Annotated in this window: 29 protein-coding genes and 4 pseudogenes; 1 reads left to right on the forward strand and 32 read right to left on the reverse strand. The window is 42.6% G+C overall.

The window, feature by feature from the left end; genetic code table 11:
- Positions 1-15: 15 nt before the first annotated feature.
- Positions 16-867 (forward strand): flagellin N-terminal helical domain-containing protein, encoded by an 852-nt coding sequence (locus tag LEP1GSC059_RS16550; RefSeq protein ID WP_004430742.1) that lies wholly within the window; start codon positions 16-18, stop codon positions 865-867.
- A 385-nt stretch (positions 868-1,252) separates the two neighbouring features.
- Here LEP1GSC059_RS16550 and LEP1GSC059_RS16555 read toward each other — a convergent pair whose 3' ends face one another.
- The 32 genes and pseudogenes from LEP1GSC059_RS16555 to LEP1GSC059_RS16715 form a co-directional block, all read right to left on the reverse strand.
- Positions 1,253-1,978: a DUF4376 domain-containing protein gene (locus LEP1GSC059_RS16555; RefSeq protein ID WP_017213187.1), complete on the reverse strand. Its 726-nt coding sequence runs from the start codon at positions 1,976-1,978 to the stop codon at positions 1,253-1,255.
- Positions 1,978-2,848: pseudogene (locus tag LEP1GSC059_RS16560) on the reverse strand (hypothetical protein). Before LEP1GSC059_RS16560 ends, LEP1GSC059_RS16555 begins: the two are co-directional and overlap by 1 nt.
- Before the next feature lie 4 nt (positions 2,849-2,852).
- A complete protein-coding gene (locus tag LEP1GSC059_RS16565; RefSeq protein ID WP_017213184.1) occupies positions 2,853-3,131 on the reverse strand; it encodes an LA_1064 family peroxide-responsive upregulated protein in 279 nt (92 codons plus the stop codon).
- A complete protein-coding gene (locus LEP1GSC059_RS16570; protein WP_017213183.1) occupies positions 3,128-4,102 on the reverse strand; it encodes a hypothetical protein in 975 nt (324 codons plus the stop codon). The genes LEP1GSC059_RS16565 and LEP1GSC059_RS16570 overlap by 4 nt, the downstream gene beginning before the upstream one ends.
- Positions 4,099-5,314: pseudogene (locus LEP1GSC059_RS16575) on the reverse strand (baseplate J/gp47 family protein). The gene LEP1GSC059_RS16570 and the pseudogene LEP1GSC059_RS16575 overlap by 4 nt, the downstream one beginning before the upstream one ends.
- A complete protein-coding gene (locus LEP1GSC059_RS16580; protein ID WP_017213703.1) occupies positions 5,314-5,658 on the reverse strand; it encodes a contractile injection system sheath initiator in 345 nt (114 codons plus the stop codon). Before LEP1GSC059_RS16580 ends, LEP1GSC059_RS16575 begins: the two are co-directional and overlap by 1 nt.
- Positions 5,655-6,338: a Gp138 family membrane-puncturing spike protein gene (locus LEP1GSC059_RS16585; RefSeq protein ID WP_201028171.1), complete on the reverse strand. Its 684-nt coding sequence runs from the start codon at positions 6,336-6,338 to the stop codon at positions 5,655-5,657. Before LEP1GSC059_RS16585 ends, LEP1GSC059_RS16580 begins: the two co-directional genes overlap by 4 nt.
- A pseudogene (locus LEP1GSC059_RS16590) lies at positions 6,338-7,155 on the reverse strand (phage protein). The gene LEP1GSC059_RS16585 and the pseudogene LEP1GSC059_RS16590 overlap by 1 nt, the downstream one beginning before the upstream one ends.
- Positions 7,152-7,493, reverse strand: coding sequence for a phage baseplate plug family protein (locus LEP1GSC059_RS16595; protein WP_017213700.1), 342 nt, complete (start codon positions 7,491-7,493; stop codon positions 7,152-7,154). The pseudogene LEP1GSC059_RS16590 and the gene LEP1GSC059_RS16595 overlap by 4 nt, the downstream one beginning before the upstream one ends.
- Before the next feature lie 14 nt (positions 7,494-7,507).
- Positions 7,508-8,145: pseudogene (locus tag LEP1GSC059_RS16600) on the reverse strand (phage baseplate protein).
- On the reverse strand, positions 8,145-10,046 hold the full coding sequence (locus LEP1GSC059_RS16605) for an LIC12611 family phage tail protein (protein WP_017213698.1): 1,902 nt from the start codon (positions 10,044-10,046) through the stop codon (positions 8,145-8,147). The pseudogene LEP1GSC059_RS16600 and the gene LEP1GSC059_RS16605 overlap by 1 nt, the downstream one beginning before the upstream one ends.
- A gap of 49 nt (positions 10,047-10,095) precedes the next feature.
- Positions 10,096-10,320, reverse strand: coding sequence for a hypothetical protein (locus tag LEP1GSC059_RS16610; RefSeq protein WP_036057207.1), 225 nt, complete (start codon positions 10,318-10,320; stop codon positions 10,096-10,098).
- Positions 10,321-10,351: 31 nt separating this feature from the next.
- A complete protein-coding gene (locus LEP1GSC059_RS16615; protein WP_017213696.1) occupies positions 10,352-10,750 on the reverse strand; it encodes an LIC_12613 family protein in 399 nt (132 codons plus the stop codon).
- Positions 10,747-11,157 (reverse strand): phage structural protein, encoded by a 411-nt coding sequence (locus LEP1GSC059_RS16620; RefSeq protein ID WP_017213695.1) that lies wholly within the window; start codon positions 11,155-11,157, stop codon positions 10,747-10,749. Before LEP1GSC059_RS16620 ends, LEP1GSC059_RS16615 begins: the two co-directional genes overlap by 4 nt.
- A gap of 13 nt (positions 11,158-11,170) precedes the next feature.
- Entirely contained in the window at positions 11,171-12,550 is a 1,380-nt protein-coding gene (locus LEP1GSC059_RS16625; protein ID WP_017213694.1) for a DUF3383 family protein, read from the reverse strand.
- Positions 12,547-13,071: a phage neck terminator protein gene (locus tag LEP1GSC059_RS16630; RefSeq protein ID WP_017213693.1), complete on the reverse strand. Its 525-nt coding sequence runs from the start codon at positions 13,069-13,071 to the stop codon at positions 12,547-12,549. Before LEP1GSC059_RS16630 ends, LEP1GSC059_RS16625 begins: the two co-directional genes overlap by 4 nt.
- A complete protein-coding gene (locus LEP1GSC059_RS16635; protein WP_017213692.1) occupies positions 13,068-13,421 on the reverse strand; it encodes a hypothetical protein in 354 nt (117 codons plus the stop codon). Before LEP1GSC059_RS16635 ends, LEP1GSC059_RS16630 begins: the two co-directional genes overlap by 4 nt.
- The gene (locus tag LEP1GSC059_RS16640; protein WP_017213691.1) at positions 13,418-14,056 is read right to left on the reverse strand and encodes a hypothetical protein; all 639 of its coding nucleotides are present in this window, start codon (positions 14,054-14,056) and stop codon (positions 13,418-13,420) included. The genes LEP1GSC059_RS16635 and LEP1GSC059_RS16640 overlap by 4 nt, the downstream gene beginning before the upstream one ends.
- Positions 14,056-14,400: a hypothetical protein gene (locus LEP1GSC059_RS24905; protein ID WP_017213690.1), complete on the reverse strand. Its 345-nt coding sequence runs from the start codon at positions 14,398-14,400 to the stop codon at positions 14,056-14,058. Before LEP1GSC059_RS24905 ends, LEP1GSC059_RS16640 begins: the two co-directional genes overlap by 1 nt.
- A gap of 12 nt (positions 14,401-14,412) precedes the next feature.
- Entirely contained in the window at positions 14,413-15,399 is a 987-nt protein-coding gene (locus LEP1GSC059_RS16650; RefSeq protein ID WP_017213689.1) for a major capsid family protein, read from the reverse strand.
- Positions 15,400-15,410: 11 nt separating this feature from the next.
- A complete protein-coding gene (locus tag LEP1GSC059_RS16655; protein WP_017213688.1) occupies positions 15,411-16,058 on the reverse strand; it encodes a structural cement protein Gp24 in 648 nt (215 codons plus the stop codon).
- Position 16,059: 1 nt separating this feature from the next.
- A complete protein-coding gene (locus LEP1GSC059_RS16660) occupies positions 16,060-17,265 on the reverse strand; it encodes a DUF2213 domain-containing protein (protein ID WP_017213687.1) in 1,206 nt (401 codons plus the stop codon).
- A gap of 112 nt (positions 17,266-17,377) precedes the next feature.
- Entirely contained in the window at positions 17,378-17,590 is a 213-nt protein-coding gene (locus tag LEP1GSC059_RS16665) for a hypothetical protein (RefSeq protein ID WP_017213686.1), read from the reverse strand.
- Positions 17,587-19,179, reverse strand: a complete 1,593-nt coding sequence (locus LEP1GSC059_RS16670; RefSeq protein ID WP_017213685.1) for a minor capsid protein — start codon at positions 19,177-19,179, stop codon at positions 17,587-17,589. The genes LEP1GSC059_RS16665 and LEP1GSC059_RS16670 overlap by 4 nt, the downstream gene beginning before the upstream one ends.
- A gap of 188 nt (positions 19,180-19,367) precedes the next feature.
- Positions 19,368-20,795: an anti-CBASS protein Acb1 family protein gene (locus tag LEP1GSC059_RS16680; RefSeq protein WP_017213684.1), complete on the reverse strand. Its 1,428-nt coding sequence runs from the start codon at positions 20,793-20,795 to the stop codon at positions 19,368-19,370.
- Entirely contained in the window at positions 20,795-21,544 is a 750-nt protein-coding gene (locus LEP1GSC059_RS16685; protein WP_017213683.1) for a hypothetical protein, read from the reverse strand. The genes LEP1GSC059_RS16680 and LEP1GSC059_RS16685 overlap by 1 nt, the downstream gene beginning before the upstream one ends.
- Positions 21,531-22,259: a terminase large subunit domain-containing protein gene (locus tag LEP1GSC059_RS16690; RefSeq protein ID WP_017213682.1), complete on the reverse strand. Its 729-nt coding sequence runs from the start codon at positions 22,257-22,259 to the stop codon at positions 21,531-21,533. The genes LEP1GSC059_RS16685 and LEP1GSC059_RS16690 overlap by 14 nt, the downstream gene beginning before the upstream one ends.
- Positions 22,259-22,816, reverse strand: a complete 558-nt coding sequence (locus LEP1GSC059_RS16695; protein WP_017213681.1) for a hypothetical protein — start codon at positions 22,814-22,816, stop codon at positions 22,259-22,261. The genes LEP1GSC059_RS16690 and LEP1GSC059_RS16695 overlap by 1 nt, the downstream gene beginning before the upstream one ends.
- A 16-nt stretch (positions 22,817-22,832) precedes the next feature.
- On the reverse strand, positions 22,833-23,174 hold the full coding sequence (locus LEP1GSC059_RS16700; RefSeq protein ID WP_017213680.1) for a hypothetical protein: 342 nt from the start codon (positions 23,172-23,174) through the stop codon (positions 22,833-22,835).
- Positions 23,175-23,187: 13 nt separating this feature from the next.
- Positions 23,188-23,874 (reverse strand): M23 family metallopeptidase, encoded by a 687-nt coding sequence (locus LEP1GSC059_RS16705; protein WP_017213679.1) that lies wholly within the window; start codon positions 23,872-23,874, stop codon positions 23,188-23,190.
- On the reverse strand, positions 23,871-24,311 hold the full coding sequence (locus tag LEP1GSC059_RS16710) for a hypothetical protein (protein WP_017213678.1): 441 nt from the start codon (positions 24,309-24,311) through the stop codon (positions 23,871-23,873). Before LEP1GSC059_RS16710 ends, LEP1GSC059_RS16705 begins: the two co-directional genes overlap by 4 nt.
- A complete protein-coding gene (locus LEP1GSC059_RS16715; protein WP_036057227.1) occupies positions 24,308-24,868 on the reverse strand; it encodes a hypothetical protein in 561 nt (186 codons plus the stop codon). The genes LEP1GSC059_RS16710 and LEP1GSC059_RS16715 overlap by 4 nt, the downstream gene beginning before the upstream one ends.
- Positions 24,869-24,936: the final 68 nt, after the last annotated feature.

Here is a 24,936-nt window from a genome sequence, read left to right on the forward strand (position 1 = left end):
AGGGAGGTTGTGACAATGATTATCAATCACAACATTAGCGCTCTCAGGACGAATAACGTACTGAAAAGTGTAAATAAAGAATTAGACAAGACAATGGAGAAACTTTCCACCGGTTTGCGAATCAATCGCGCTGGAGACGACGCTCTAGGTTTTGCAATGTCGGAAAAAATGCGGACTCAGATCCGAGGACTGGCTCAAGCGGAACGAAACGTAATGGATGGAGTTTCTTTTATTCAGGTTACGGAAGGCACTCTCGAACAAGTAAACAACATACTACAAAGATTGAGAGAACTTTCCATCCAAACTTCCAATGGAATTTATTCCAACGAAGATCGCAAATTAGTTCAACTTGAAGTGGATCAGCTGATAGAAGAAGTAGATCGAATTGGAAAATCTGCAGAGTTCAATCATATCAAACCTCTTTCCGGAGATCACTCTAAACAATCGAACAAACCGATCCAACTTCAAGTAGGACCTAACCAAAACGAGAAGTTAGATATCTTTATAGATTCTATGAATGCTACTGGTTTACAATTAGTTGCCAATGGAAAAAAACAAGCCCTCTCTTCTCCCGCAAGCGCTAATGCAATGATTGGACTTTTAGATACGGCCATTTCCAAAGTGAATCAACAAAGAGCTGATTTAGGAGCCTATTACAATCGTTTAGAAATTACTTCTCAGGGTTTACAATCTAGTTATGTGAATATGGTTGCCGCAGAAAGTCGCGTAAGGGACGCAGACATGGCAGAACAGATTGTAGATTATACTAGAAATCAGATCCTGACAAAAAGTGGTTCGGCAATGCTCGCACAAGCAAACATGAGACCGGATCAAGTAGTAAAATTGTTAAGCGACAGGTTTGGTTAGGCTTTTCCGTCTAAATTCCAAATTTTTTATAAAGCCGTCTTCGAAAATTTCGTGACGGCTTTTTGTTTTTATTCTAAATGATATGTCATTCTTGCCATATACAAAATAATTCCATACCTCAAAATTACTTTTTATCTTCCTACAAAAAAACATAAGAATATTATAAAATTTTAATTTAAAAATTGATTTTCCGTTGGAGCAGACGGTTTGGTAATTGATGTGGCCTCTGTGGAATTTAAAAGTTCCTTTATGACTTCCGATCTTGTTTGTCTAAAGGAGGAAAGGTCATCTGTAAAAAAATCAAGCTTTAAAAATAAAGATGTATCTTTGTTTGCGCGCGCGTTTTAAATTGCGAAAACGCACGCAAGACGCAACTGAAAACATTTCAGCTCCAAGCTGTAGCTAAGTCCAAAAATTCTTCTAAAGAAGAGGATTGAATTCTGATTTCCAGTTCCCATTTTTTTGCATAGAGCATGCGTCCTACGTCGAAAATATCCATTTCAATGGTATCGGCCAGTTCCGAAAGTTCTTCAACATTCATAGTATGAAATGTGTCGTTTGCGTCTCTCCACTCCGGAAGAATTTGAATTTTTTGCTTGGAGTAGATACTCAATGTTTTTTGAATATTCTCCAAATATTTTTTTCCGGAATCCCAAACCGAATTTCGACATTCGACTTTCCCCCGATAGGATTCTAATTTTGAGTTAAAAATAAGACGGTTCTCCGCCAAAAGACCAGCTTTTCGTTCTTCCAAGTCGATCACCCAACCCGAGTTCGTATATTTCTGATATGGTAAAAAGTTTCCGCTCGGATTTTTCAACGGTTCCCGTTCCGTTTCTTTTTCCAAATCAATTTCGTCTTCCCAATTTTGTAGAGTCCTTTCAAACATCGTCGTCTTGTTGTAAACTTTTTTCGGAACGAAATCTTGTGCGGTTTCATTTTCCACCTTGGCTCGAAATATATCTCCGATTTTCGGATTATAATGCAAGGCATGAATGACTTCATGGGCATTTGGGTCGAAATCGTTCCATGCGTCTTTACCCGCCAATGAATTCGGGTCGGTATTAATCCAAATTACGTTTTTAGAATGTTTATCGATAATATAATTCATTATGCTACCCTCACTTTGTATTTTACTGCTACATATGCTGGAGTATTTTCATTCCCCCGGCGTGGCGTCCCGTTGACCCCGTCGGTCATTGGTTCTAATATAACTAAATTTGTATTGCCTGCGTTTGTCCCGCCTCCGGCTAACCAATATCCCCCGACTCCTCCAATAATTCCCATTGGATTGTTATAGGAAAAATTGTGACGGTGGTCCTGCATCGCATCCTGTCCCGCATACCCAACCGGTCCACCGTCATAATTTCCGCCCGCAGCCTTTGCTCTCGTCCCATGAACTCCTGCACCTCTCACGAATATACCGCGTCGATCAGGAACATTAAACGTCGTTGAACCGTCCCCAAAGCCATATTCCAAATTCGTAATCATATCCCCAGTTTGAGAAGACGTAAGATCGAGTATGGAACCAGTCACCATTACAGAAATCTGAAAGTCATTTGTCGTCGGATTTCGTACATAATAATTCACTAATGCAGTGATTCCTCCTCCAGTAAAGGCAAACTTTACAAGCTGACCTTCCGTGAAGCCGTGAGCATTTACAGTGATTCGATCCGTTGCTGGAACGATTCCAGTTACCGTTTTATGAACCAAGTTCCAAAGGGTTGAAAAAGTAGTTCTTGGAATAGATTGTCCATTCGCATCTTTGAATATAGATGTGGAAGCAATGTTTAGATTGTCTTCTATAACACTTCCCAGCGGAATCAACAAATTCAATATATTCATATCGGTTGCATCGGAGCGATCCTTTGCATACTGATCGTTCTCGTAGAGACGATCTAGTTCGTCGTCGATTAGGTCCCCGTCCGCTGGTGTATTTTTGGACCAAGTTCTTGTTTTTTGTCGGATTAAAAACTGCCATTTTTTTACTTTAACTCCTGTTCAAAAATTACAAATCGTTCATGCAATTTAAAAGGTTGTTCGATCTTAAAATAGGATCGAACTTGCTCTTTCATTTGTCTCAAATCCATTTCCCGATAGAATTCAGACTCAAGTCCGTTTCCATTTTTTTGAAAACCTTTCTTCTCACAATATTGCAAGAGTTCAGAATGATCCGAAAACACTGCAACCGGAATCATTTCGATTCTTGCTTTATCTTTCCCTGCAATTTCAATCATGGTCTCTCTGACAAGAATTTGAATCATTGGAATTCCTCATTTATTACGAAATCGTAAACTATTAGATTGTCTTTTGGTTTAGAAGGGAAGGTTTTAAGAAAAAGCAAATTGCCGTCTTCTTCAAAAAGTGCAAGTTCGTTGATACTTTGCCCAATCAATTCGGATTGCTTGATTGTCGTTTTAAAACTTCTTGTCCCATCCGGATTGTTTTGAATCTCGGCGAGCTTTCTAAAAACTTCATTTTGCAAACCCGTATCCGAATCTTGAGGAGGTCGAGGAATTCCAGAAATTAATCCACCTGTTCCGAACGCGATTTCATACGGTTGAATTCCCACCTTGTCTCCGGAAAGAATTGTGAAACCGTTTAGCGGCCACGTCCCGTCAAACATGGATGAACGAAGAGCAAAGCCATATAATTTTCCTGATAAGGTAGATGTTTCAAAGCGATAGTTTATAATCGAACGAACCCCACCGGCGCGGATCTGTGCGATCGCCTTATTGAATTCTGGACTTACAACGACTGTATCGATTGAACCTGAAAATATGACTCGAATCGTAGCCGGTCTTTTAGAACTTCCCGAAAGCGGATACTCTCCATTGAGTGTCAGAGAACCGTCCAAGAACATTGGGGCACCTGAATAACAAAGCTCTTGAATTTCGTATAACGTTCCAGTTCCCGCAAGAATCTGGGAACCGATTTCGTTCATCGAATAGATGTCACCCTTTGATTTCTGCTTTTGTCTCGCTATGGAAAGGAAAATGCGATAACGAAAATCATCCATTCCGTTCCGAGGCTGTTTGAGATTTTTACCAATCAGGTCGAGAATCGCTCCGTTTCGAATTCTATAATCCGAAACACCTCTGATTGATTCGAGTGTTGTTCGAACTTCGTTTAACAATTCAAGATCCGCTTTCCATTTCCTACCGATTTCAGAATCAGGATCACGGTTAAAGAGAGACGTAGGATATTTTTGCAGAATCGCATCAATGCTTTTCATAGAAAGTTTACCTGAATGTTTGCGGTAACAAGTTTTGCTCTTTGTCGACTGCTAATAACAAGTTCATCTAACGTCGCAGGAGCAGACAGACCGACTCTAACTGCCATAGATTTGATTCCATGAACTTTAACGGAATCGTATTCGGACAGACCGCTTTGTGCGGCGATCAGTTTCCATGCGAAAACATCTTCGCCGGTTCCGTCACCTTTGTAAGAAGTGGAAATCGGACCGATCGCATCAACGCCACCGAGCACCTTGATACAATTTGTTTTTACGATTGTCTCGGAACCGGTTTCCCAAAGAGTCAGGTCTCGCAGAATATCGATTTTCACGAAGATAGGAACGTCAGTTGGTCGATTGAAATAATAGGTGCGCGCAACTCCCTTGTTATCAATGAGAGTTGTTGAATTCGATCCCAACGACTCGATACCACCCGGCCAGTTTTTCAGAAAACAATCTCCGATTCCGTAGGAGTTCCACCTTCAATGACTGCTTCCATAGAGTGAGGATTTTCGGCCTTCAACGTCTACGAAATCAGTAACGTTTTCGTAAACTTTTGCGGACAAAACCGATTCAATATTATTTAATGCGCCTTGAACGTTTGCAGCCGAACTTCCGCCGTTGATTCCGGAATCAATAAATCGATTTAGATATTCTGAATCTGTTTCGATCACTCTGCCACCTCTTGCAGGTTCTGGATTTGTTACAGAGTCGATTCCGGTAAGAGCCGTATTGATCGTCGTGATCAAATTTGCACTTACGTTACCCGAGATACCATATTCAATATTGAGAGCTTGTGCGTTGAGTAAAACGCTTCCTCCGGAGACAGTTCCGGATTCGATCGTAATAAACTGGATTCCACTACCAGTTTGACAAATTGTTCCTATATTCACAAACGAACCGTTTACGCCGGAAAAACGCAAACCTACGATTAGCCCGTTTGGCTGGTTGCCGTTCGGAACCGAGAGGATTCAAAACTCGATCCAACGAAACGCCGGTTGCGGTATGAGCGAAGTTGGAATAGAAAATATCTTCCGCAAGCTTATGAATTTCGTCTAACTCATCCGCGAGGACTCTCATGCGGATTCCGTCCTCGCTTAAAATTGAGAGGTCGATGTCAGATCCAAGCCCAGTCCGATACTTAGCTTCCAGATCGGAGATGATTTCGTCCCTCGTTTTGCGTATGAATCCCTGTGAAGTAACTCCGGACATTATACTGCTCCCGTAACTAAGCCGTAAACTGTAATTGCAGAAAAATGAATATTCAGATTCCTGCTATCACTTGGCTCTTCTACGATTTCGATGTTTTCAACTGAAACGGTTTCAGGATCCCTTTGTAAAATTTTTTGTATTTCGAAGAGGACTCTATCCTTTGGAACTTTTTTTGAGAAAATTGTATTCCAGTCGACGCCCTTCAATGGTTCGTAAACAGATTCTCCGAGGCACAGTCGTATTGAATGCCTGATACGTTGTGAATAGTATTCCAAACCTTCGATTACAACCAGCTTTCCGTTGATGCGAACGATGTCGTTGTTCTCAACCATCAAGCCCTTCATCCGATCTTCACCTTGTGAGAAATAATCTGATCGACTTCCGCTTTACGCGCGGTCAATGCTGCAACGATCACAGGCGATAGGCCCGCCGGAGAACCAGGAACCGTATTCGTTGTAAATGCAGACGCGTTGTTTATAAAGACATCCAGAATCATTTTAAGAAATTGTGATAGAGTTTCACCCAATACGGCTGACTCTGAAAGATCGATAAGCCCACCTCGAATTTTGATCGTATCGTCATCCAATTGAATTAAAGATTGACCTTGTTTGTGTCCGATTAGTAATCCTGGAAGATTTGCTGTGAATGCCGGAGCGTCAAGATCTCCTTTGAATCCGGATTGCACACAGGCGCTTTGAAGATCGAATAAAGACTCAGAAGCTACTGTTGAGATTCCACGAATTGCGTCTGACGTATCATGCGTCGAGAACGAAACCCAAACTTTATCCCCACGTTTGTAGTCTGGCTTGATAAAGAAATCACCCGCCCAAAGAGTTCCGACTCTAATATTCGAGAGAACCGGAAAGTCGATCTCTTCCCCTTGTCCATTGATCTGTTTAAAAAGAAGTTTTACGTTAGCCGTCATCAACGAAGGATTAAACGATTCGATCGTTCCAGGAAGTCCAACCTGAACGTTTGCGAGTTGCTTTTTGATCGCTTTGAGAATCACGTCGTCCAGAGTGATCATAACGGAAGGACCTCAAGTTCGGTATAGTTCGTAGGTTGGAATGTAGAGAAGCGATGTTTTCCTTTTACGATTCTACATTCTCCATCTAAACTTCCGCCTTTGACTGCAATCACCTGATTTAATTTGAGCTTGTGACGGAAAAGGCTTGTAACCTTCCAGGTTTTTTGATTTTTCTCAGGAACTCCAATAAGCCCGGAAGATTGTCTAAGAAGATCGTGCTTGGTTTAGAAGGAGGATCGAGCGGGGAGATGTGTAAAAGTCCGTCTTGCATCCAGTATTGAGATTTTGTTAGCTCACAGAAACTTTTAACGCATTCTCCTAAAGACTTTGTTGCGCTAAAATTGATTACTTTATCTTCTCCTAATGTTATAGATCCAGGTTTGATGTTGCCTTGAGTTAGAATATCGAGTATGACAGTTTGTGCAGGAAGGTTACTATACGTTTTCATAATATAGAAACTATTCCAGGAACCGGCATTTGATGAGATAGTGAATTCTAAAATCTTATTCGGCCCCTCCTGTTTCATTTTGGGAAGAATAACTTCCCCGCTCACGACCAAACCGTTTTCATCTTTATACCCTGCGCTTAACATCGCAGTGGGATATAGGAATTCTTTTCCCCTGGCTTTTGCTCCTATCATTTCCATCGTGTCGTCGTTGACATTATAGATTAAAACTTTCGTTATATTCAGCTTCTCTAAATCAGACTCGAATTCGATGTCAAACGGAGGATAGGTGAACTCTTTTCCGAGACCTGTCTTCGGAAGAATTTCCAAAGAAACAACACGGCCGTAAAGTTTCGGATTTCCGATCATACCGTTTTCTCAATGATATAAATTTGAACCGTAGATCCGAGCGTGTCTCTGTTGACAGAGATTTCCACAAACTCATCTCGATACAGATCATCCAGATCTAAAGGGATGAGTTTGACATTGTTTGGAAACCCATCCACTACAAAGTGATTCAAGGAAATTCCGTAGACAAGCTTTGTTGAAAATAGAATATTACCTTCCGAGTCTCTTACAAGAACCGTAATAAAATCACCAACTGAATTGTAGTTGAACTCAAACTCATAATCCTTTCCTTCAATTTCACATTGATTTCGAATTGGAAAAGAGTTTGGTTTGAATTGTAAGTATTTAAACGTTGGCATATTAAGATTTAACCTTAAAAGAATGATTTAACAATGGCTTTTGTTTTAGCAGGATTCTTTTACTTGGGTCTACGTTCACTTCTTTGATCGGCTGTTTCCCTCCTGATTTCACAGCATTCAAATTCCTGGTCTTTGCCTCTACAATTTGGACCGGATAAATCGATAAGGTTATACTAATATCATTTCCAATATCTTTAGATTCAGAAAACGTAATATCTCCGATTAAGAGATTTGGAATTTCATCGATAGATCTGCCTAAGTATCGCTTGTCTGGATCATCCGGCGGAACGTATCGAAAAAAAGACGGAAGCATCGATAGGATTTTAGTGAAAATCCCGCCGGTTGTATAACCAAGCATTGTTAGAAACGTTCCCTCCGTTTGCCAACGAATGAGCGTTTCTAATTTTTCGTCTACAGTCACTCGACGGAAAGAAAATATTGCGATAGAATTTGAAAGGATCGCACTGAGTGAGATTCCTCTTTGACCTGGAATTACGTGATCCGTGACTGAGGTCTTTCCTTTCTCTTTTTCGATCGGGTGTCCGGTTATCTCGGCGGGATACGAATGTTGTATCTCAAGAGACACATTGAGTTCGATTTCATCGTCGCCGTCTGTTAATGCGATTGTAGTTCGGGCTAAGGGGCTTTCCATTATAACGCCTCCGGAGAGAGTCCAGCGGAAAGACCGAGTTTGATTGCGATTTTTTCCAGCTCTCTCTCTAAAAACTTTGCAAAGATCGTAGCGTTTTCCTGTGGTGAACCCGCTCCTAACGTAACATTTGCAATATTGACCGAGATTCCTCCGGAAGATTTGGATCTTCCAAGTGATCCTAAGTCCTTTACTGCAACCAAGTTGTCGTCCGGATGTGTGTGAATCACCTTTCCGGATTTTGTAATGATTGCATCTTGAACACTTGTCGCGTTATCCGCTTTTCCAGGTGCTCCAAAATTGAAGATCCCGGAAGGTAAGATTCCAGAAAATGCTTCTTTGATTTTCGGGCCGATGCCTTTGAATAGGTTTTCGATAATTTCGGGAAGTGATTTAAACCACTCAACGATTTCATCAAAATAAAAATACAAAGTGCTAACCGGAAAGAGAGCCATGATCAAAAACTTTCCGTATTTTTTGGCGAGGTTGATTAAATAATCAAATGCTTGTCCAAATATTTTTTTAATATCAAAATCTTTGAATGGACCGAGAAAATCCCCTATGATCGATTCGCCTCCATCCATCCAAACAAGAAGGTCGTCTACAATCAAAACGATTGCGGCGATAGTTGCCGCGACAGCCGCGCCGATTGCTATAAAAGGAAGCCAAGGGGCAATAGCCGCCCAACCAGCCACTGCCATTCCATACAGTGCAGGAATCATTCCGCCGGCAGTTGCGGAAGCTGCAACAACCATCTTCGCGGCAATGGCTACCAAAACTCCGGTAAACACCGAACCAAATATGACCAACGCTCCTTTTACTCGATTGAGTGCGTCCTCTCCAACAGTAAAATATTCTAATATACTAACGAACGTAGACAGAAACGGCTTCATTCCTTCAAGAAGGACTTTTCCAAACAATGCCTTCAGGTCTCCCATCCTTTGATTGTAGGCTTGAAAGATTGCCGAGGCTGATTTTAGATGTGATCCATACGCATCTTGAAGCGCAGAATTTTCTTTGAGTGCGGTAGAGATCAGCCTTTCTCTGGCAAGACGTTTCGAGACTTCAGTCATTGCAGAGTTGTTGATCTGATTAAACTCTTTGGTATATGAAGAGAAAAGCACACCATTCTTTTTCAGAAAATCATCGGAGCCGGTTTGAATAGATTGATAGGCTTCATTCATTGAAGCGGAAAGTTCATTGCCAGCTACTTCCGCAACTTGCGAGAGCCCGGAAAGATTCTTGGAAATGAAATCAACGGACATCCCCGCTTTCATCGCGTCATTCGCAACTTGCGAAAGACCCCCTTCCGAGGCCAGACCTTTTGAATTCTGAATCGTTTGTGTGATCGCAGATTGTAGCTTTGGATATTGAGTGCCAGAAAGAGTCTGAAGAATTCCATTTTGTTTTTCTAATGCAGTAGCCGCTTCGATCGATGCTGTAGCAAATGATCCAACGGCGAAAGCGATTCCGATTGCCGCAACTTGCTTGAGCATTCCGGAGAGGGAACCCGCACTATTCGCCGTATCAGACATTTCCTGATTAAGCTTTTCGAGTTCTTTGTCTGTGAGTCCTGCAGCTTTTGCGGTTGCGATCAGTTCCGAATCCAGTTTTAAATCTTCACGGGATTTTGAAATCAAACGCTCTATGTTTGATTCTGTAGTTTTAAACTTTTTGGCGAGTTCGGAAATTGCGGGATCAGCTTTTCCGGCAAGGCTGTCTCCAATGGATTCACCGAACTCTTTAAAAGCGGCGGCCTGGGAATCCGTGAACAAATCGAGAGAACCACCCAGATCAGAGAATTGTTTTTTTACAGTATTCAATTCTTCCTTATACTCTTTCAGGGCGTCTGTAGCATCACCTTGGTTTGTTTTAAGAGCTATCTTGAGTTCTCTGACTGCCATTTATTCTTACTTTTCCTTTATACATTCGAATTTTCTAATACGATTAAGATCAGGCTCCTCTGATCAACTTCGCCAAAAACTTCAATTCCTCTGTCTTCTCTTCCGCTTCTCGTTTTTTCCTTCGATCCACAACCTCCATGATCTTCGCATATAGAATTGTAGGTGCGTCTTCGATCTCGCTTTGGCTAAACTGTGCTGCTCCCAAAATAAACGGTTTCCAGATTTGTAATTCCCGATCGACTTCTTCGTCTATCCATTTTAACCATTCTTCGATCGAAGGGACCTCTTCAAAATTTGGGAACCGGTTATTCCAACTCCCACTTAAGAAATCGGTTAGCCATTCTTAGCCACACCTCCACATGATTCGGTTCGATGTTGTCTAACGTAGGTTCAAAATTGTGTGAGACTGGTTTTACACAAAACTTAAAGAACTTATCCAGAAGTTTGTCTTGATTCAAACCGTCCGTTAAGGATATCGATTCTTGTCTCCAACGAAGGGCTTTTCGATTTCCAGGATGCTGAAGTTTGTAACTATGTCCGTCAACGAATTGAATCGTTGCGACTTTCGCATCGTCGTCGATTTCAACAAGAATTGGGTCGTCAGACGGAATCGATTCTGTTTTGGATTCGGATTTTCGTTGAACCGTCTGACCTGTATATTCCGCTACGTTTCGTTTTGCTATGGGGTCTCGTTCGTTGTTCATGCTGTTAAAACTCCTTTATAATCCGGAAGAAGAAAAACCCAAGTCCGATCCTTATACTCCTTTCCGCGTTCGATTGTAGGTCTTTCCCAAACTCTCCCTTGTGCGGAGAAGCCGAGCATACCGCCATCGGATCGGTCTTTCATCGTAAACACACATGGAAGTCTTCCTTCTCCCATTGCGAAAAAGAACTCATTCTCAGGTGAATCTCCCATGAGGACGATCGTGAGTTTGGCCCGTCCGTCATACACCTCTGAGATATTCCAATCGCCCTTGATGCCAACTTGAGATAGGATGTATTCTTTGGTTACGGGTTCGATTTTAAAGAAGCCATCCGCTTGGCTCATTCCGGAAACTTCACGTCCGTTACAGTTTACGTTTAGTTTCTTTGGGTCCCAAATTCCATTCATTCGATTGCTCCTTTTAGGTAAGTTCACCGTCAATATCGACTTCGTTAATTGCTCCTCTCAAACGACACGAAAAAGTGACGTTAGGCAAAATACGATTGTTCCGATCGTTCGTCGGAATCTCATCGATCGTTTCGGGTAAGTTGATTTTGTATTGATAGTCTCCTAAATCGGAGCGCGCTTTGTCCGCATCCGTTTCGACAGGCGCGATGATTCCTTGAACACCGGCTTGAACGAAAACCTCTCGCATCCGTGCTTCAATCATTTGAATTCCTTGAATCGTGTAAGGAACTACGTCGGAGTTTAGGAAGAGACTTGTGATGTTCTCTCGGAGTCGTGCTTTCAACCAAACTCGATTTTCTACCACATCTGCATAAACCTGAGCGGTCGAAATTCCTGGATAGGGAACTTGCCTTCCTCCGAAATCAACGATCAGATTTCCCTTGTCGGAAAGGATAGAACTCGCTTGAGAGTTCGTGTATCCGGAATTCTCCACGCCATCCAACGGCAAATATGCGTAGTTATACGATCCAACCCTTCGAGGAGCTGTATTTCCAACCCATGCGGCCTCCGGGAAAGAATCAGGATTCTTGTGAATCATCAAATATTCCCAAATCGAATTTCTTCCCACGAGTGCGGTCAAATCATCTGTGCAAGCAAAGAACATTTTCTCGATGGAGGCGAGATAGTCCCCTAACGTGTATATTTCATTTTTGTTATGCGTAGTCGCAATGGTTTTAAACCAAGCGTCTTGTCCTGAGTTTCTGAGAGCTGCGATCTCAGTCGCCGCATTCGCCCATGTAGTCAAAAGTAAAACAGCGACTGTCTTTGGCCTTGGCGTTTGTCGAAAGACCTGCGTCGCTTGGATGTATTCCTTATCCGTAGAAAGAAAGCCGAGTCCCAAAAGATCATCCGCGGAAGTGATTTCCATGTATCTTTCATAATAGAGAGGTGCTTGAGCAAACGCTGAAACAACACCGCTTCCGGTATTGGCAACTTCTACAACGTCTACGATCTTTGTCGCACCTGCCACGTTGGAGACTGCTTCCGCCGCGAGTTTGATTTGATGGGCGGTAGAGGTTGCGATTCCGCTTCCGTTCGTTGCGACGTTGACCGTAATTGTATACGGATCGTTTTCCGTTCCGGTTCCGGAGCGAACTACGCTGAGAGCCGTATTGTTTCCGTTGATGACGTATTTTACTTGGATAAAAACAACGCCCGACGTTGCGGATTTCCAAACGAGCCCACTCGTAGCGGTTCCGATTTGAAGAAAATAGATAGGTGCTTTGATCCCCAAAATCATCGGTAGTCCGAATCCCATTTGAGAAACGGGGGTGTTTCTAAGAAAAATATTGATTGAAATCGGATCGATTTTGGAAATGGTCTGTGCGCTCATGCTTCCTCCTGAAATTCAACCGAAGGCGCGCTTGCGGTTGTTTTGCCCTGTGTTTCGTTGAACTTCCTGGATCTGAACATAACGTCAAATCCCGCCTTGTATTCGTATTGCGTTGATTCCAAAACGGTGGTTCTGTCTTGGACATCTCCGGTTATGAGTTGCGGAGTAATTCCAAACTTTTCGCATTCTGTCATCCCTTGAATCGAATCAAACCAATCAACAGCCATCTGGCACAAATCCCAACATGTAGAAATCGATGAGTTGTGCAGGAATGCGAGACTGATCGATGCCGTTTGATTTTTCCGAAAGGCCTGTTTGAAGTCTTCCGCGCTCGTTGCTTCTATCCAGGAAGACGCGGACTTTGTCGGATCTTGATTTAAAACAAGAATCTTATATGAGCCGAAAGGATACTCAGGCGTATCGACATTCTGATCACCTAACTCAATTTTGATTCCGGGATAGGATACTTCCAAGACTGCCTGAAGTTTATCCATCACGGATCGTATATATTCGTATTTCATAATTTACGAATCTCCTTTTTGCAGACGTAACGAATGTATCCAGCTTCAAACGTCATATCCTTAATCATCGTGACGAGGTATTTTACTCCGTTGAACTCGAACTTATCCTCGTAATCAATTGGAAGAGCGTTCCCAAGCTGATAGAAGTTTCTATCTTCCGATGTATATGATCCTTCCGACATCGCAATCAGTAGTCTTGTGCTCACAGTGGTCACTGGTAAATCCAAAGGAACTCCGCTTTCGTATGTAGTGATGACTTCTCCCTTTGCGTTCTTCGTTTTCATCTTCTTGTAATACACAACCGGCCGTATGAACGGTTTAAGAGATTCGGAAACACCCGTAAGACTCATGTAGCCACCTTCCCATCTATTGCGTAGTTGATCGCATTAAATAATCTTAATTGATCTCGCAAAGGTTTTGCGTTTCCTTTTAAATTTGTAGTCAATCCAGAAAGGTCTTTGAACGGAGGATCATTATTTACAATTCGGTTTTTGATTTCGGAAACGGCTCTAAGCCCGACTCGATGCAAAACCTGTATTGCCTCAATTTCCGCATTTAAGAAATCTTGAATTCCTTTTTCAAATTCTGCCATCACAGCGTCTTGGAAGGATTGCAAATCAAAGGTTCCGCGTAGCCAGGATCTTTCCGGGATAACGACCTTTTTAGTAAGAATGAAGAGAGGGACCAAATGACCACCTTCCGACTTTGCGAGCATTGCCGATGATTTTCCTTTTTTCGGAGGAATGAATTTAAGACCTGAGATACTCCGAGGACTCTTTCCGCGAAGTTCCGGAAGTAAAGGAATCGTCAGCCATTTTGAATTCTTTGGCCTGATCACTGCGCCAAATTCATTGGCCCCGGCACTCTTCAATAAATCACTATCAACGGAACCTACAAGGCCGACTGTGATCGTTGCCGATTCTATATATTCCAAATCCTTAATGAGTTGATCCAGATTCGTATTATCTTCAATTATCGCTGGCATTATCCGATTCGTCCCCTGAATCCAAGGATTTCAGTTCGTTTTTGGTTATATAGATCCAGCCAAGATACTTGCATACCCGGTGAAATATTCGTATCGTAGTTACGAGAAATTCCGTCCGCCGATTCTGCCATCACTTCGTTCTTCATACGATTTGCATTGAAGAGCAAGTAAGCCGCTCGGGCACGTTGAAGCTCATTGAATCGCGGGTGAGATTCAGAAAGCGTAGTGTTACCAATGACGCTTGCGACAGCATCATCAAGAAACAACTGGAGTTCTGAATCTGTTAAGTCCGCGATTGGATCTCCGACATACGCTCTAAGCTGTGCTATACTTGCTCTTGGCATGGTTGACGATCCTTATACGGTTTTAACCGTATGAGTTCCATAGCGCATCACGATACCTTTGGATTGGTAAACGTGAATTCCGCCGATCTTTTCATAGGCCCTTACTTTCATTTGTCCGGCGTAAGAACTGAACGGTTCTTCTGCCACTTCCAAGTCTCTTGCGATGATGATTTCCGCAACATCGGAAGCATCGTCGAAAACGCAAAATCCACCGACGGAGTCGTTCCCGATTTTTTTGTTCAGGATGTTGTAGGACAAATCCTTCGTTCGAATAAAACCACGCGGAAAAAAGAGTTCTTTATTCTGAAGAAGCCACTGCAGCGTTGTTACGTTTGAGCTACTAGAAACCGGCATGAGTAGACGAAGATAATCTTCATCATCGATCAGGATTCCTGCTGCTGAGAATTTACCACTTCCTTCCAACTCCGCCTTAGCATCAACGATGTCTGCAAGGATCTGCTCTGGAGTCTTATATTTCCAGATGCGTTTAGAAACTCCAGTCTTGCCATTTTCTACTTCAGAAATCTGATCTTCCTGAATTCCAGGCCAGTTAAAAAGACCGCTTTTAATTTTCTTACCAGCCAGACTCCAGCCGTGAAAAATAACCCGATTTTCCTTCTCGGCAATATAACGTCTCGTTCCGTTGAGTCGTTTTTCGGACACTGGGTATTCGCTACCTTTGCCGGATTGCCTACGCGCTTCCGCCGCGTCTAAATCATCCTGTGTGATCCGAAAGCCGGCCTCGATAACCAACAACTTGTCAGTTTCCTTTGTGGCTTTTTCTCCAACTAAGGGCAAACCGTCTGAATCCGAACCGGATTCCCTGATCCTTGCTGAACCGGTATCCTCTACACCTTCAGCCGAATAGGCATGTGAGTAGGTTGGCGTATCTGAATTCACGTTGAAAACATTTCTTGCTACAAGTTCGTTTTTTCTTGGAGTCAAGAGTTCTGTCTTAATGTGTTCTGAGTCTTCTTTTCTAAATATTGCTTCAGGCATCGATAATCTCCTTAGTTATCCAATGTGATTGTGAAACCTGACACGAGGTTCAGTTCCGCTATTCCGACATTTTGGTTTGATGCAAACTTAACCCCTGTGATAACGGCAGTCTTTCCAGGGATAGCGGTTCTACGAAACGACCCGACGACATTTGTGCCTTCTTGAACAACTCGAATACGAACCGTATCGAATTCCGTAGTTGCTTCCTCGCAAGGAACCCAAACGTATCCTTTATCAAAGAAGGTGCAAAGTTCACCGTCGTCGTAAGAAAGATTTTTCAGGTCTCCTGCGGCATTAGAATAGGATGTCACCCCATCAAATCGCAAATTGGAAGAGACTTGAACCGCGTCAGCACCTATAACAGAAATACCTTCTCCGCCAGAGACGAGCATCACTGCGGAACCAAAAGGTAATTTGCCGATTGAAACAACGCTTCCTCGCTTACGCTCGTCTTTCGAATCTCTGGAGGAGGTTCCCAATAGTCCGGGTTGTTCGTTATACAATCCGCCTTCAGGAACCGGAGCTCCAATGAGAGCGAATAATGCACCGATTGGGAAAAATACTTGTAGGAATTCGGACGGAATTACTTCGAAATATGAAATCCCGAAAATCACAATGTAAAACAAGGTTAGAAAACTTAACAAAATTTTCAGATTCATGTTACTTATCTCCTCTTTTGTTCATTTTCAGCCGTGCTTCCTGAATTTTCTTCAAATCATCAGCATCTTGCCTTGGAGTTGGTTTTTGTTGTTCCTGGTTATTCGAACCGCCTCGAACAGACGCTTTTTCGCGAGCAAGCTCTACGGCAGATTCATAGCGAATGTCCAATTCCTGATCGTCGATTGAATCAAGCTTTGCAGAAGGTAACGTTTCTTTGATGACCAGCGTCTTTAGATCTCTTGCAGAAACCCCGTCCGTCGTCGCGTCCGGCTTGATCGACTTAACAGTCTCGATCAACTTTATCCGGCTCTGAGCAATCGAGTCCTGAGTTGCTGGTGCCATTGCGGAAGCCAGAAGTTTTTTCATTTCCGCAAGGGCATCGGTTAAAGTTGCAACTTGTGCTGTTAGAGATTTGATAAGATCATCTTTTGTCTTATTTTGCTCTTGTTCCTGTGAAGGCGATTGCTTACCTTTATCGATAGGTTCCGGTGCGGGTTCAGTTGTTGCCGTAGAAGGCTCGGAATCATTTCGAGCGACTCCTAAGTTCTTTAGAAAATTACGAAATTCTTTTATCAGGTCTCGTTTTTCAGACATATTTTCTCCTGTTTGATTTTCATCCGTCGCAATGACGGCAAAGTTTATATCTTCCGGAAAATCGGCATGGTCGAGGTAGACGCGAACGGAATCACCCGCGCGGCCTTTGTCAACATGAGCGGCGTGGTTAAAACGAATATCTCTCTGAACTACATCGTATTGTTGTCCCCTGAAGGTGCCTGGCGTCCAATCGAGTTTCGAACGAAAGCCCGACGATATTTGCACCTTATCACGTCGTTTTAACGAATCTTTTAATTTTGCGTCCCAGATAGTTTCATTGACCCAAATTCCGTCGCCCTTCACTTTTACAGAGTCACCAAGAGAGCCTTTCGCATATAACGAATAGTTCGTATCGTTGATCAGCCCGTCGTTGTCTGAAATAGGAGGATGATTTTTAGTAATGGGTCTCCCCGGTATAGACGCGAGAGTTTCCGGAGAGAAAAGTTCTTCCGGTAATTTTGCCTCTCGAACAATTCTTCCATCAGAGTGAGTATAAGGGAATACACCGACACGAGCGAGGACGAGAGGGCACCGAAGAACGGCTTCATCCTCTATAAGTCCTTCCAGCTCGACAGTTGCAGAATCGTAACGAATTCCGTTTTCCGGTTTCACGCATTGAATAATAACGTAAACCTACCAGAGAAACAAGGTCGCAAGGTCACACAAGAGACCGCAATTTCCGACGTTTTTAGTGGAGGTGAGGAAGATTTTTTAGAGATGGAAACTACTTACGAGAATCGAGATCCGATTCCATCTGAGATACCATTGAGAGATTGAAATCAAAAATGTTTTGGGCTTCGTCTTCGGAAACGTTTTTAACTTTCATAATTGCTGCGACCACTTCGTTTCTTTGTGCACTGGGGTCGCCCAGTTTTCCATAAAGTTCAGCGACCTTATCCGGTGTTAAAGTTGGAAGTATATCTGAAACTCGTTTCATTTCAAGTAACCCATCGTTTTAAATATCTTATCAAGAACCGATAAGACAGGTTTGAAGTCGTCTTCATCCCAGTAATGATTTACGAAATTCATACTATTCTTTTTTTGAATTTGAGCAAGGAGATTTTTAGAACCGGTTCTTTCTGCTGTCCAAATCTCCGTCGCTCTCGCAAAGAGCTCCTCCGTCGTAAGAAAATAAGGAATCAAGCTTTTTTGAGTTCTGCTCAATGCAACAGGAACATCGAGGCCGGGAACTTTTGTTCGCCCCTCTCTACCGATTTGTTGTAGTCGCTTATACAACTCCGTTTTTTGAACTACGTTTTTAAACTCCGCGAAATCAGGCCCGGAATGACTTTCATATCGTCCATCCTTACCCAACCAACGATAGTCCATTGCATGCGCGAACTCGTGAACAAAAGTCGATTGGTATGTGTCTTTAAATTTCAATCCGCTGTTGATTTCAATTCGATTCGTATTCGGATTAAAAAGGCCCGCGATGTTTTTCTTTAAATTAGATCCGGCGAGATAATGGACTCCGATGTTGGTTCGATCCTTTGGAAATTTCAAAATGGAATCCAGATCGGAAATCGTTTTTTGAATGTTGGCGTGAACTGTCGGATCGGGAAGATTCAGATTTACTGAATGTAAAATCGGAACGATTGATTGAGTTTGAGGACGTGGGGGAAGTATAATTTTGGGGGAAGAACCAGAAGGCTTCGGATTATTCTTTTTAGATCCCTGTGGTCCCCATGAAGGTTCTGCCCAGCACCGACAACGATAATCGTCACCGGGAGCCAGTCGAGCAGGCAGCCCACCTTTGCGATTAACAAAGGGAAGTTCTCCCCACTTGTAAAATTTATCTGCGACATGTGAATGAGAATCTCGAACCTTAGAGTCTTTTTGAGTTCTCCAAACGAAGCCGGGAAATCCGGCATTTGTTTGCCTGAGTTTGTTTTGTTGGCTGAAAAATTTTCCGGTTTGGTCTTTCGCCCAAAACTCCGCACGACGTTCGGAAACTCCAGTTGCGTTTTGGATTTGGGTAGCAATGTCCTGATACTTCAATCTTTTGGTAAGTCCATCGGTTACGATTTTCTGAACAGCTTCGAAGTGGTCTCGGAAAGCGTTGGACGCAAGACTCGATTGTTCCTTTATCATCTTGTTAACTCGGTCCCAAATTTCGCCGGACTCTTTTTGAGAGACTGGAATTCCAGGAACGCGAAACAACGATCGATCACCTCCTACAACCCCAGCGCGAGGCGGGAAGTTCATACTTTCATATTGTTTGTTAATGAACGAATTCGTTTTGTCCCGAGACCACGCATCGATCATTTGAACGTTTTGTTTGATCTGGGATTCGAATTCTTTTCGAGGAGCGAAATCCCCATATTGATTTTTGAGTTGGTTGAGCAAGACTCGGAGATCGGAAACATCCAACCGAACAACAGGCTCAAAGAAATAGCCATCCGCACGTGCCTCTTTAGAATAGGTTTGAACACCGTTGAGGATTACAGAGTTTACCTGTTTGGCAAAACGGGAAACCTCATCTCTCCAAAGTTTGGAATATTGTAGTTCTAAACTTAGCGGATACACGGTTTTTTCCCCTTTTTCAGTGCAGGATGGAAAAATGGGTTTACGACGGCAAAAGGCAGGTTGTTATTTTTAAATAGGACTTGTTCAGCATTGTTCAGCAAACCGCAAGTTGGCCAAAGATACCCCCAAAGTCCAAAAACCCCGGAAAATGGCCTTATATTCGATTCTTGGAACATTCAAAATTACTGTTAAACAGGACGATTAAATTCTTCAGGGTTTGAAAGACCCGGTTCGCTAAAATCTAAGTGGCCGCTATCATCTCGAGAGTAATCGAAATTTTCCATTTCAGGAAATCTCTTTTGCTTAACCTCCCCAGGTGAAAGGGAACCGATTGTTACATAGATTTGATCCGCTTGAGCGTTCTTGAGGTTTGTATCGGCTTCGGATGCAGGGGAAGATTTACACAACGTTTTAAATTTAAACTTCCAGTCGAGAGATGCGAAATCGCCATTTAGAAGTCTGTAAATCTGTCCCTCAGTCGATCGGATTCGTAATTTGATAAATTGGTCTATGATGGGACGGACTTTGAGTTCCTGAAAGCGAGAAACATCCTCGAAATAACTTACGTCGTCCGATGGATCACTATTCCCAATATTGATTACGGATTGTGTTCGCCCTAAAATTTTCGAAATAGGTATTTTTGAGAGACCTGACAAGACTTTAAAAATGAATGAAAACAGAGTTTCGAGTTGTGAATCAGAAATCCCCGAGTTTCCAAGACGAGTAAGAGTCTCGTCTTTTCCGAGCATTGCAGTGGACTGAGTGGAAAGCGTATGTCGTAACAGCCGAAGAAACTCCATCGTTTTTTCGGGAGAAGCAGAGTCCAATTTGTCCGTTGTAAGAACCTTTACGGCCATCTCAAAAATCATGGAAGTCGTCGACCAAAGGGCCGTATCGATTGCAACAATCCCATCGTAGACTTTTTCTACTAAGGAAATGCCCCTCTGAGAATCCCAGTTCCAGCTATTGACCAACCAGTGTGACCGGGAAGAATCTAACTCTACGCCAGATACAGAACAAATCGGCTCGTTATAGAACTTAGAAAGCGGATCGCTCGTTTTTCTCCTGACGGAAAAGCGACTCGCATCGATTATGTTTATGAATTCGAGATTCCGAATCGTTTCGGGCATTGGTTGACGAAGCATGAAATCGGTCTGTGGAATATCCGATTTAATTCCCCAAAAAAGCAGAGAGCCACCGTGATTCATCCGAGAGCCTTGAATATGTTCTGTAATTTTTTCCTGAAGCTTGAACTCCTCCATTTCATTCATCAAAATTCTGGATATGTTTAGGCCTTTGATACCTGAGTCCGGATCATCCTTATCTCGATTTGTTTCGATTTCGATCCATGCGCGGGTTGCATCTTCCGAGACGGAATCAACTATGTTGGCGAGGAAACCGTTTGATTCGTAAAGCGCGCGTGCAGTCACTGGAAAAATCCGTTCGGGATTTGGTGCAACACCTCGTAGTTTATCTCTTCCTGTAATGCCTTTACCGGATGCCATGTGCATCAGGGTATCGAGTCGGGCAACGGATTCAGATGCGTCCAATTTTGCAACGCGGACGGATGTATCGATTCCTAAGTTCTTATAATAATTGCGACGCTTACGAGCCATTACCACCTTCCTTCGTTTAGGAGCATTTCAAAAAATCCGATCCGATTTTTCATTCCTTCCGCCTGGGGGCCGAATTTTGTTTCTTTGATGAGACCAGCCAACGAATCCGGGGCGTCGTCGTGGCGTTCTATGATTTCCGAATATTCTAAAATCTGCTTGATATACTTCGTAGAGACAAAACGAGAAAATCGAATTTTATCCCAGTTCATTCGGACGTATTGTTGAATTCTAAACTCTTTCGAACCGGAACTCATAATTCCCTTACTGGAAATGTTTCGCCTATTCATTTCTATTTCTAATGCTGTTTCCCCTTTGTTGTTTTCTATGAAAAGGCGAGTTACGTTATGTTGTTTACAAAGCTTCTCAACTCGATCGTAAGATTCTAAAAGTCCTGCACGCCATATTTCACCAGCGCAAACATAGAACTTCTCTCCGTTCGGTCCACCCGCAGAAAATGCATTGAAGTCTTTTTTCCTATTCGCTTCACGAAACGCCGGGTCCCAAAACGCAAATATCTTTACATCATTTGGAGTTTCTTCATATTTCGGGTCACTGAAAATTCTTTCGGCAACATCCATTGGAATTTGTTGATAAAGAGCACTGAATCGGGTTTCTCCAATCCGAGACCTCAGTTTCAAAACATTCTCAATTTTAAATCTTTCAGGCCAAAGAGAAGTCCCGTCTTCTAAAATTGCAGGAAGACGGAGAACATGCCATTCACCTTTTATCTCAGGCTCAAACAGCTTCAATTTCGGACTCCTTATCTTCTCCGGTTAATCTTCCGGTAAGGTCATTGCGCAACCAACGAGTATGAGGAATCAAGATAATCCCGTTAGGAGAAAGACGCGTTTCTCCAACAGACATAAAATTCTCGATGATTTTTTCAGAGATTACCTCCGATGTCGCTTCCTCTCGATTCTTATACGGATCATCGACAACTAACAAATCTGCGCCGTCTCCGTTGAATCCTCCCTTGAGTCCTGCACTCAAGACGAGTCCGCCAGATGTCGTTTCCCATTCAGCAGCCGCTCTCATGTCAGGACGAACTTTTACTTTTGGAAATATTTGAGAAAATTGTTCTGATTCTACACAGTCTCGAACCCAACGACCAAAACGCGCGGCTTTCTCATCTGAATAGGAAAGTAATATTACGTTTTTATCTGGATGCCTACCGATAAACCAAGCAGGGAAGATTCGAGTGCAAATCTGACTTTTGCCCCTTCGTGGTGGCATGTTAATAATGCTTCTCGTGACTTCCCCTTTCTCCATTTTTTCGAGAAGGTGAATGATCGATTTTATGTGGAGAGGGTCTTCGAATTTTGGATCAATAAAGCGTGCGAAAGCTGCTAAGGATTCTTTGCCATACTTTTTTCCGTATAAATTGCGATCTTTCTTCTTAACTTTGGAAAACTCTTTTGTTCCAAGTTCATGAATCGACTCTAATATTTCTAAACCCGAAGACATCATGGAACCTGATTTACTTTAGAAAGTTTAAATGCTTCGATTTCTTGATGAATTTCGAGAGCCAAATTCTTTTCCCAGTGGTCGCTGATTGCTCTTCCAACTGGTTCACATCGTTTAAAGATTTTTAAAACGATTCCAATTATCTCACTTGGATTCAGTTGTGCTCCATATTTTTGCGGCAACGTCAATTCAAGTTCTGAGATTGCTTTATAAGCATAGATAGCGTTATCAAGACTCGTAAGTTTCGGAGTCTCTTCCGTAATTTTCTTATACAACAAGTCTGCAATCGTCTTAGTTCTTTTTTGAATTTCTACCATTCGATTTTCAACGATGGCCTCTACTTGTTTTTCTGCCCTCGCGACGAGACGGTTCCGTTTATCATCCCATGTTAAACCATCCCTGTCTTTTTCCTTCGACCATTCATCGATAGTTTTTGCGGTAGTCTTCGTTCCATATTCAGAACGGATTTGTTTCGCTACGCTATTTTTAGAAGACCCAGAGCCGGAAATAGCATAGAGGAAAAAAGCGCGTTCTCTTATAGCTGGTTCTGTGCTCATTTCTATTTTCTTACGATTAATCTGGTTGTTCTTCCGATGCAACCGGAGTGTCGTGAGCGTAATTGATTGCCGCGAATACTCGCTTCATCAGAATTTCGTAAAACGTTGTCGTGAAACAAAAGTTAAGAAGCAGAATCACTGCATAGTATCCGAGTTCGGGAATGGAATCCCCAGATGCAAATCTTACAAGTTCGAACACGAGCGCTATCACAGTTGCAAGAATCAGAACAAACCGAGCTTTATCACGGCGGACAAATTCGGAGTTGAAAAAACGAAACGCCCACTGGCTCAAAAACAATACGAGAGCCACGTAGAGCGGAATGAATAATCCAATGATAGCCTGAGTTAAAATTTCCATAATTATACTCTCCTTATATTAGATTTTTGGATTTTAAAAACTTCGCCGGGTCCATCGGTTTGGGCCAGGACTGTTCCTTTTTATTCCAAGGCCAAACTTCAAAATGTAAATGTGGTCCCATGGAATAACCGAGATTTCCAGATCTTCCGATGATCATTCCGGCCTTTACGTTTTGTCCCTCGGAAACGATGGAATCGACATGTTTGAATTTGTATTGATTTCTGGTATGGATTCCAACAGCGATTATGTATGGAGTCCAAGCTCTACCTTTAGGAATCTTATTTTTAGAAATCAAATCCATCCAGGTTCCGGATTCGTAATCATAACGAAATCGAACCGGATACTTTTCGTCTTTCTTGAGAACTGTTTTAATAATACAGTCTTCAGGAATTTTGATTTTCCTTTCGCCTCCTAAATCGATCCCCAAATGGAACTGTCTCGAAGGTTTTCCGTTTATACTCAGAATTCTCCAACCAAACGGAGACGTTATGTGTGGTTCATCGACTGGGCATACAAAGACCGGACCGAAAACTGGAGGAAATGTTGGAAGACTTGCTTCCGAACCGATCCGATTCGTTTTTGCTTTCGATAGAGTCGAATCGTTCCAGTAGTGTTGTGTTTTCTGGATCGCGTCGAAATCAAGAAAATGTTTTTGTATTTTAAATGAAGCGGATTTCAAAAAATCTAATATTGGATTCATACGATTCTTCCTCCCAAAAGGCTACTAACAACTGGAAGCCCGTTGCGCCTCAAGGCCAGAATTGCCGCTACAACCAAAACAAGAACGAGCAACAGAAAGATTCCAAACCCAAGGATTGCGTAGTAAGTCCAACGAATTCCTTCACCCTTTCCGGCTTCTTTAGATACCTTAGTTAATTGCACGTCCTTCTTCTCGTTCGATACGTTACAACGATTCAACGCTTCGTTTAGTCGTCGTATCTCTTTCGCGTTTTCGATGTTACGCGCATCGCATCGATCCAGTTCTGACATTGCTCGTTCCGTTGCACCTGGACGATCCTCGATCAAAGCCGTTTTCGTTTCTTTAATTTGTTTACTGTCTTCTCTTACGGTTGGCGGAAGTTTTTGAAAAACCGCGCACGCACCTAAAAGCAAAATTATAACTGAAATCTTTTTCATCCTGCTCCTCCGTGATCTTTGGTCGAAATTGAAATGTGCTCAGCATCCCCAGCGAGTATTCGGAAATTGGTGGCGTGATTTTTGAATCGATCCTTCGGAAAGTTTATGTTCAAGAAAATTCCGTTTTTCTGAACTACATCGATTAAGATTTTTGAGAGTGCGCTAACTGCCGCAGAGGATATGTAATCAACATTCAAAAGAGAGAACGTCAACTTTACATTCGGATACGGGTTACCGAGTTTTGCCCGGACTTCGCTGACAAGATTAAAAAGAAAGTCATAAAACATTTCTGTGTCGCGGACTCGAAGTGAGTTTATGAATTGTATAGACGTTACGTGTTCCTGAATGAACCGCGCACCCGGAAGAGAGTTCGTCTGAATTTGAACGACAGAGATTGTATCTTTTGAATCCAGTCGTTTTGTGATGAGTTTGGAAAGAAGTCCGAAAATGGATCCAAGCGGCTTTCGATAAACCAGAAGGACCATAAAAAATAATATTATGGAAACAAGAAATAGAGAGATATGATCGATTTGTAGAAGTGCTTTTAATTCATCCATGTCACCAATGCTAACATGGGAAATATCGAATGCACAACGTCGGCATTGCCCCCTAAGTGCCGCGATTT

Origin of the sequence: Leptospira noguchii serovar Panama str. CZ214 (assembly GCF_000306255.2) — a bacterium.
GTDB lineage: Bacteria > Spirochaetota > Leptospiria > Leptospirales > Leptospiraceae > Leptospira > Leptospira noguchii.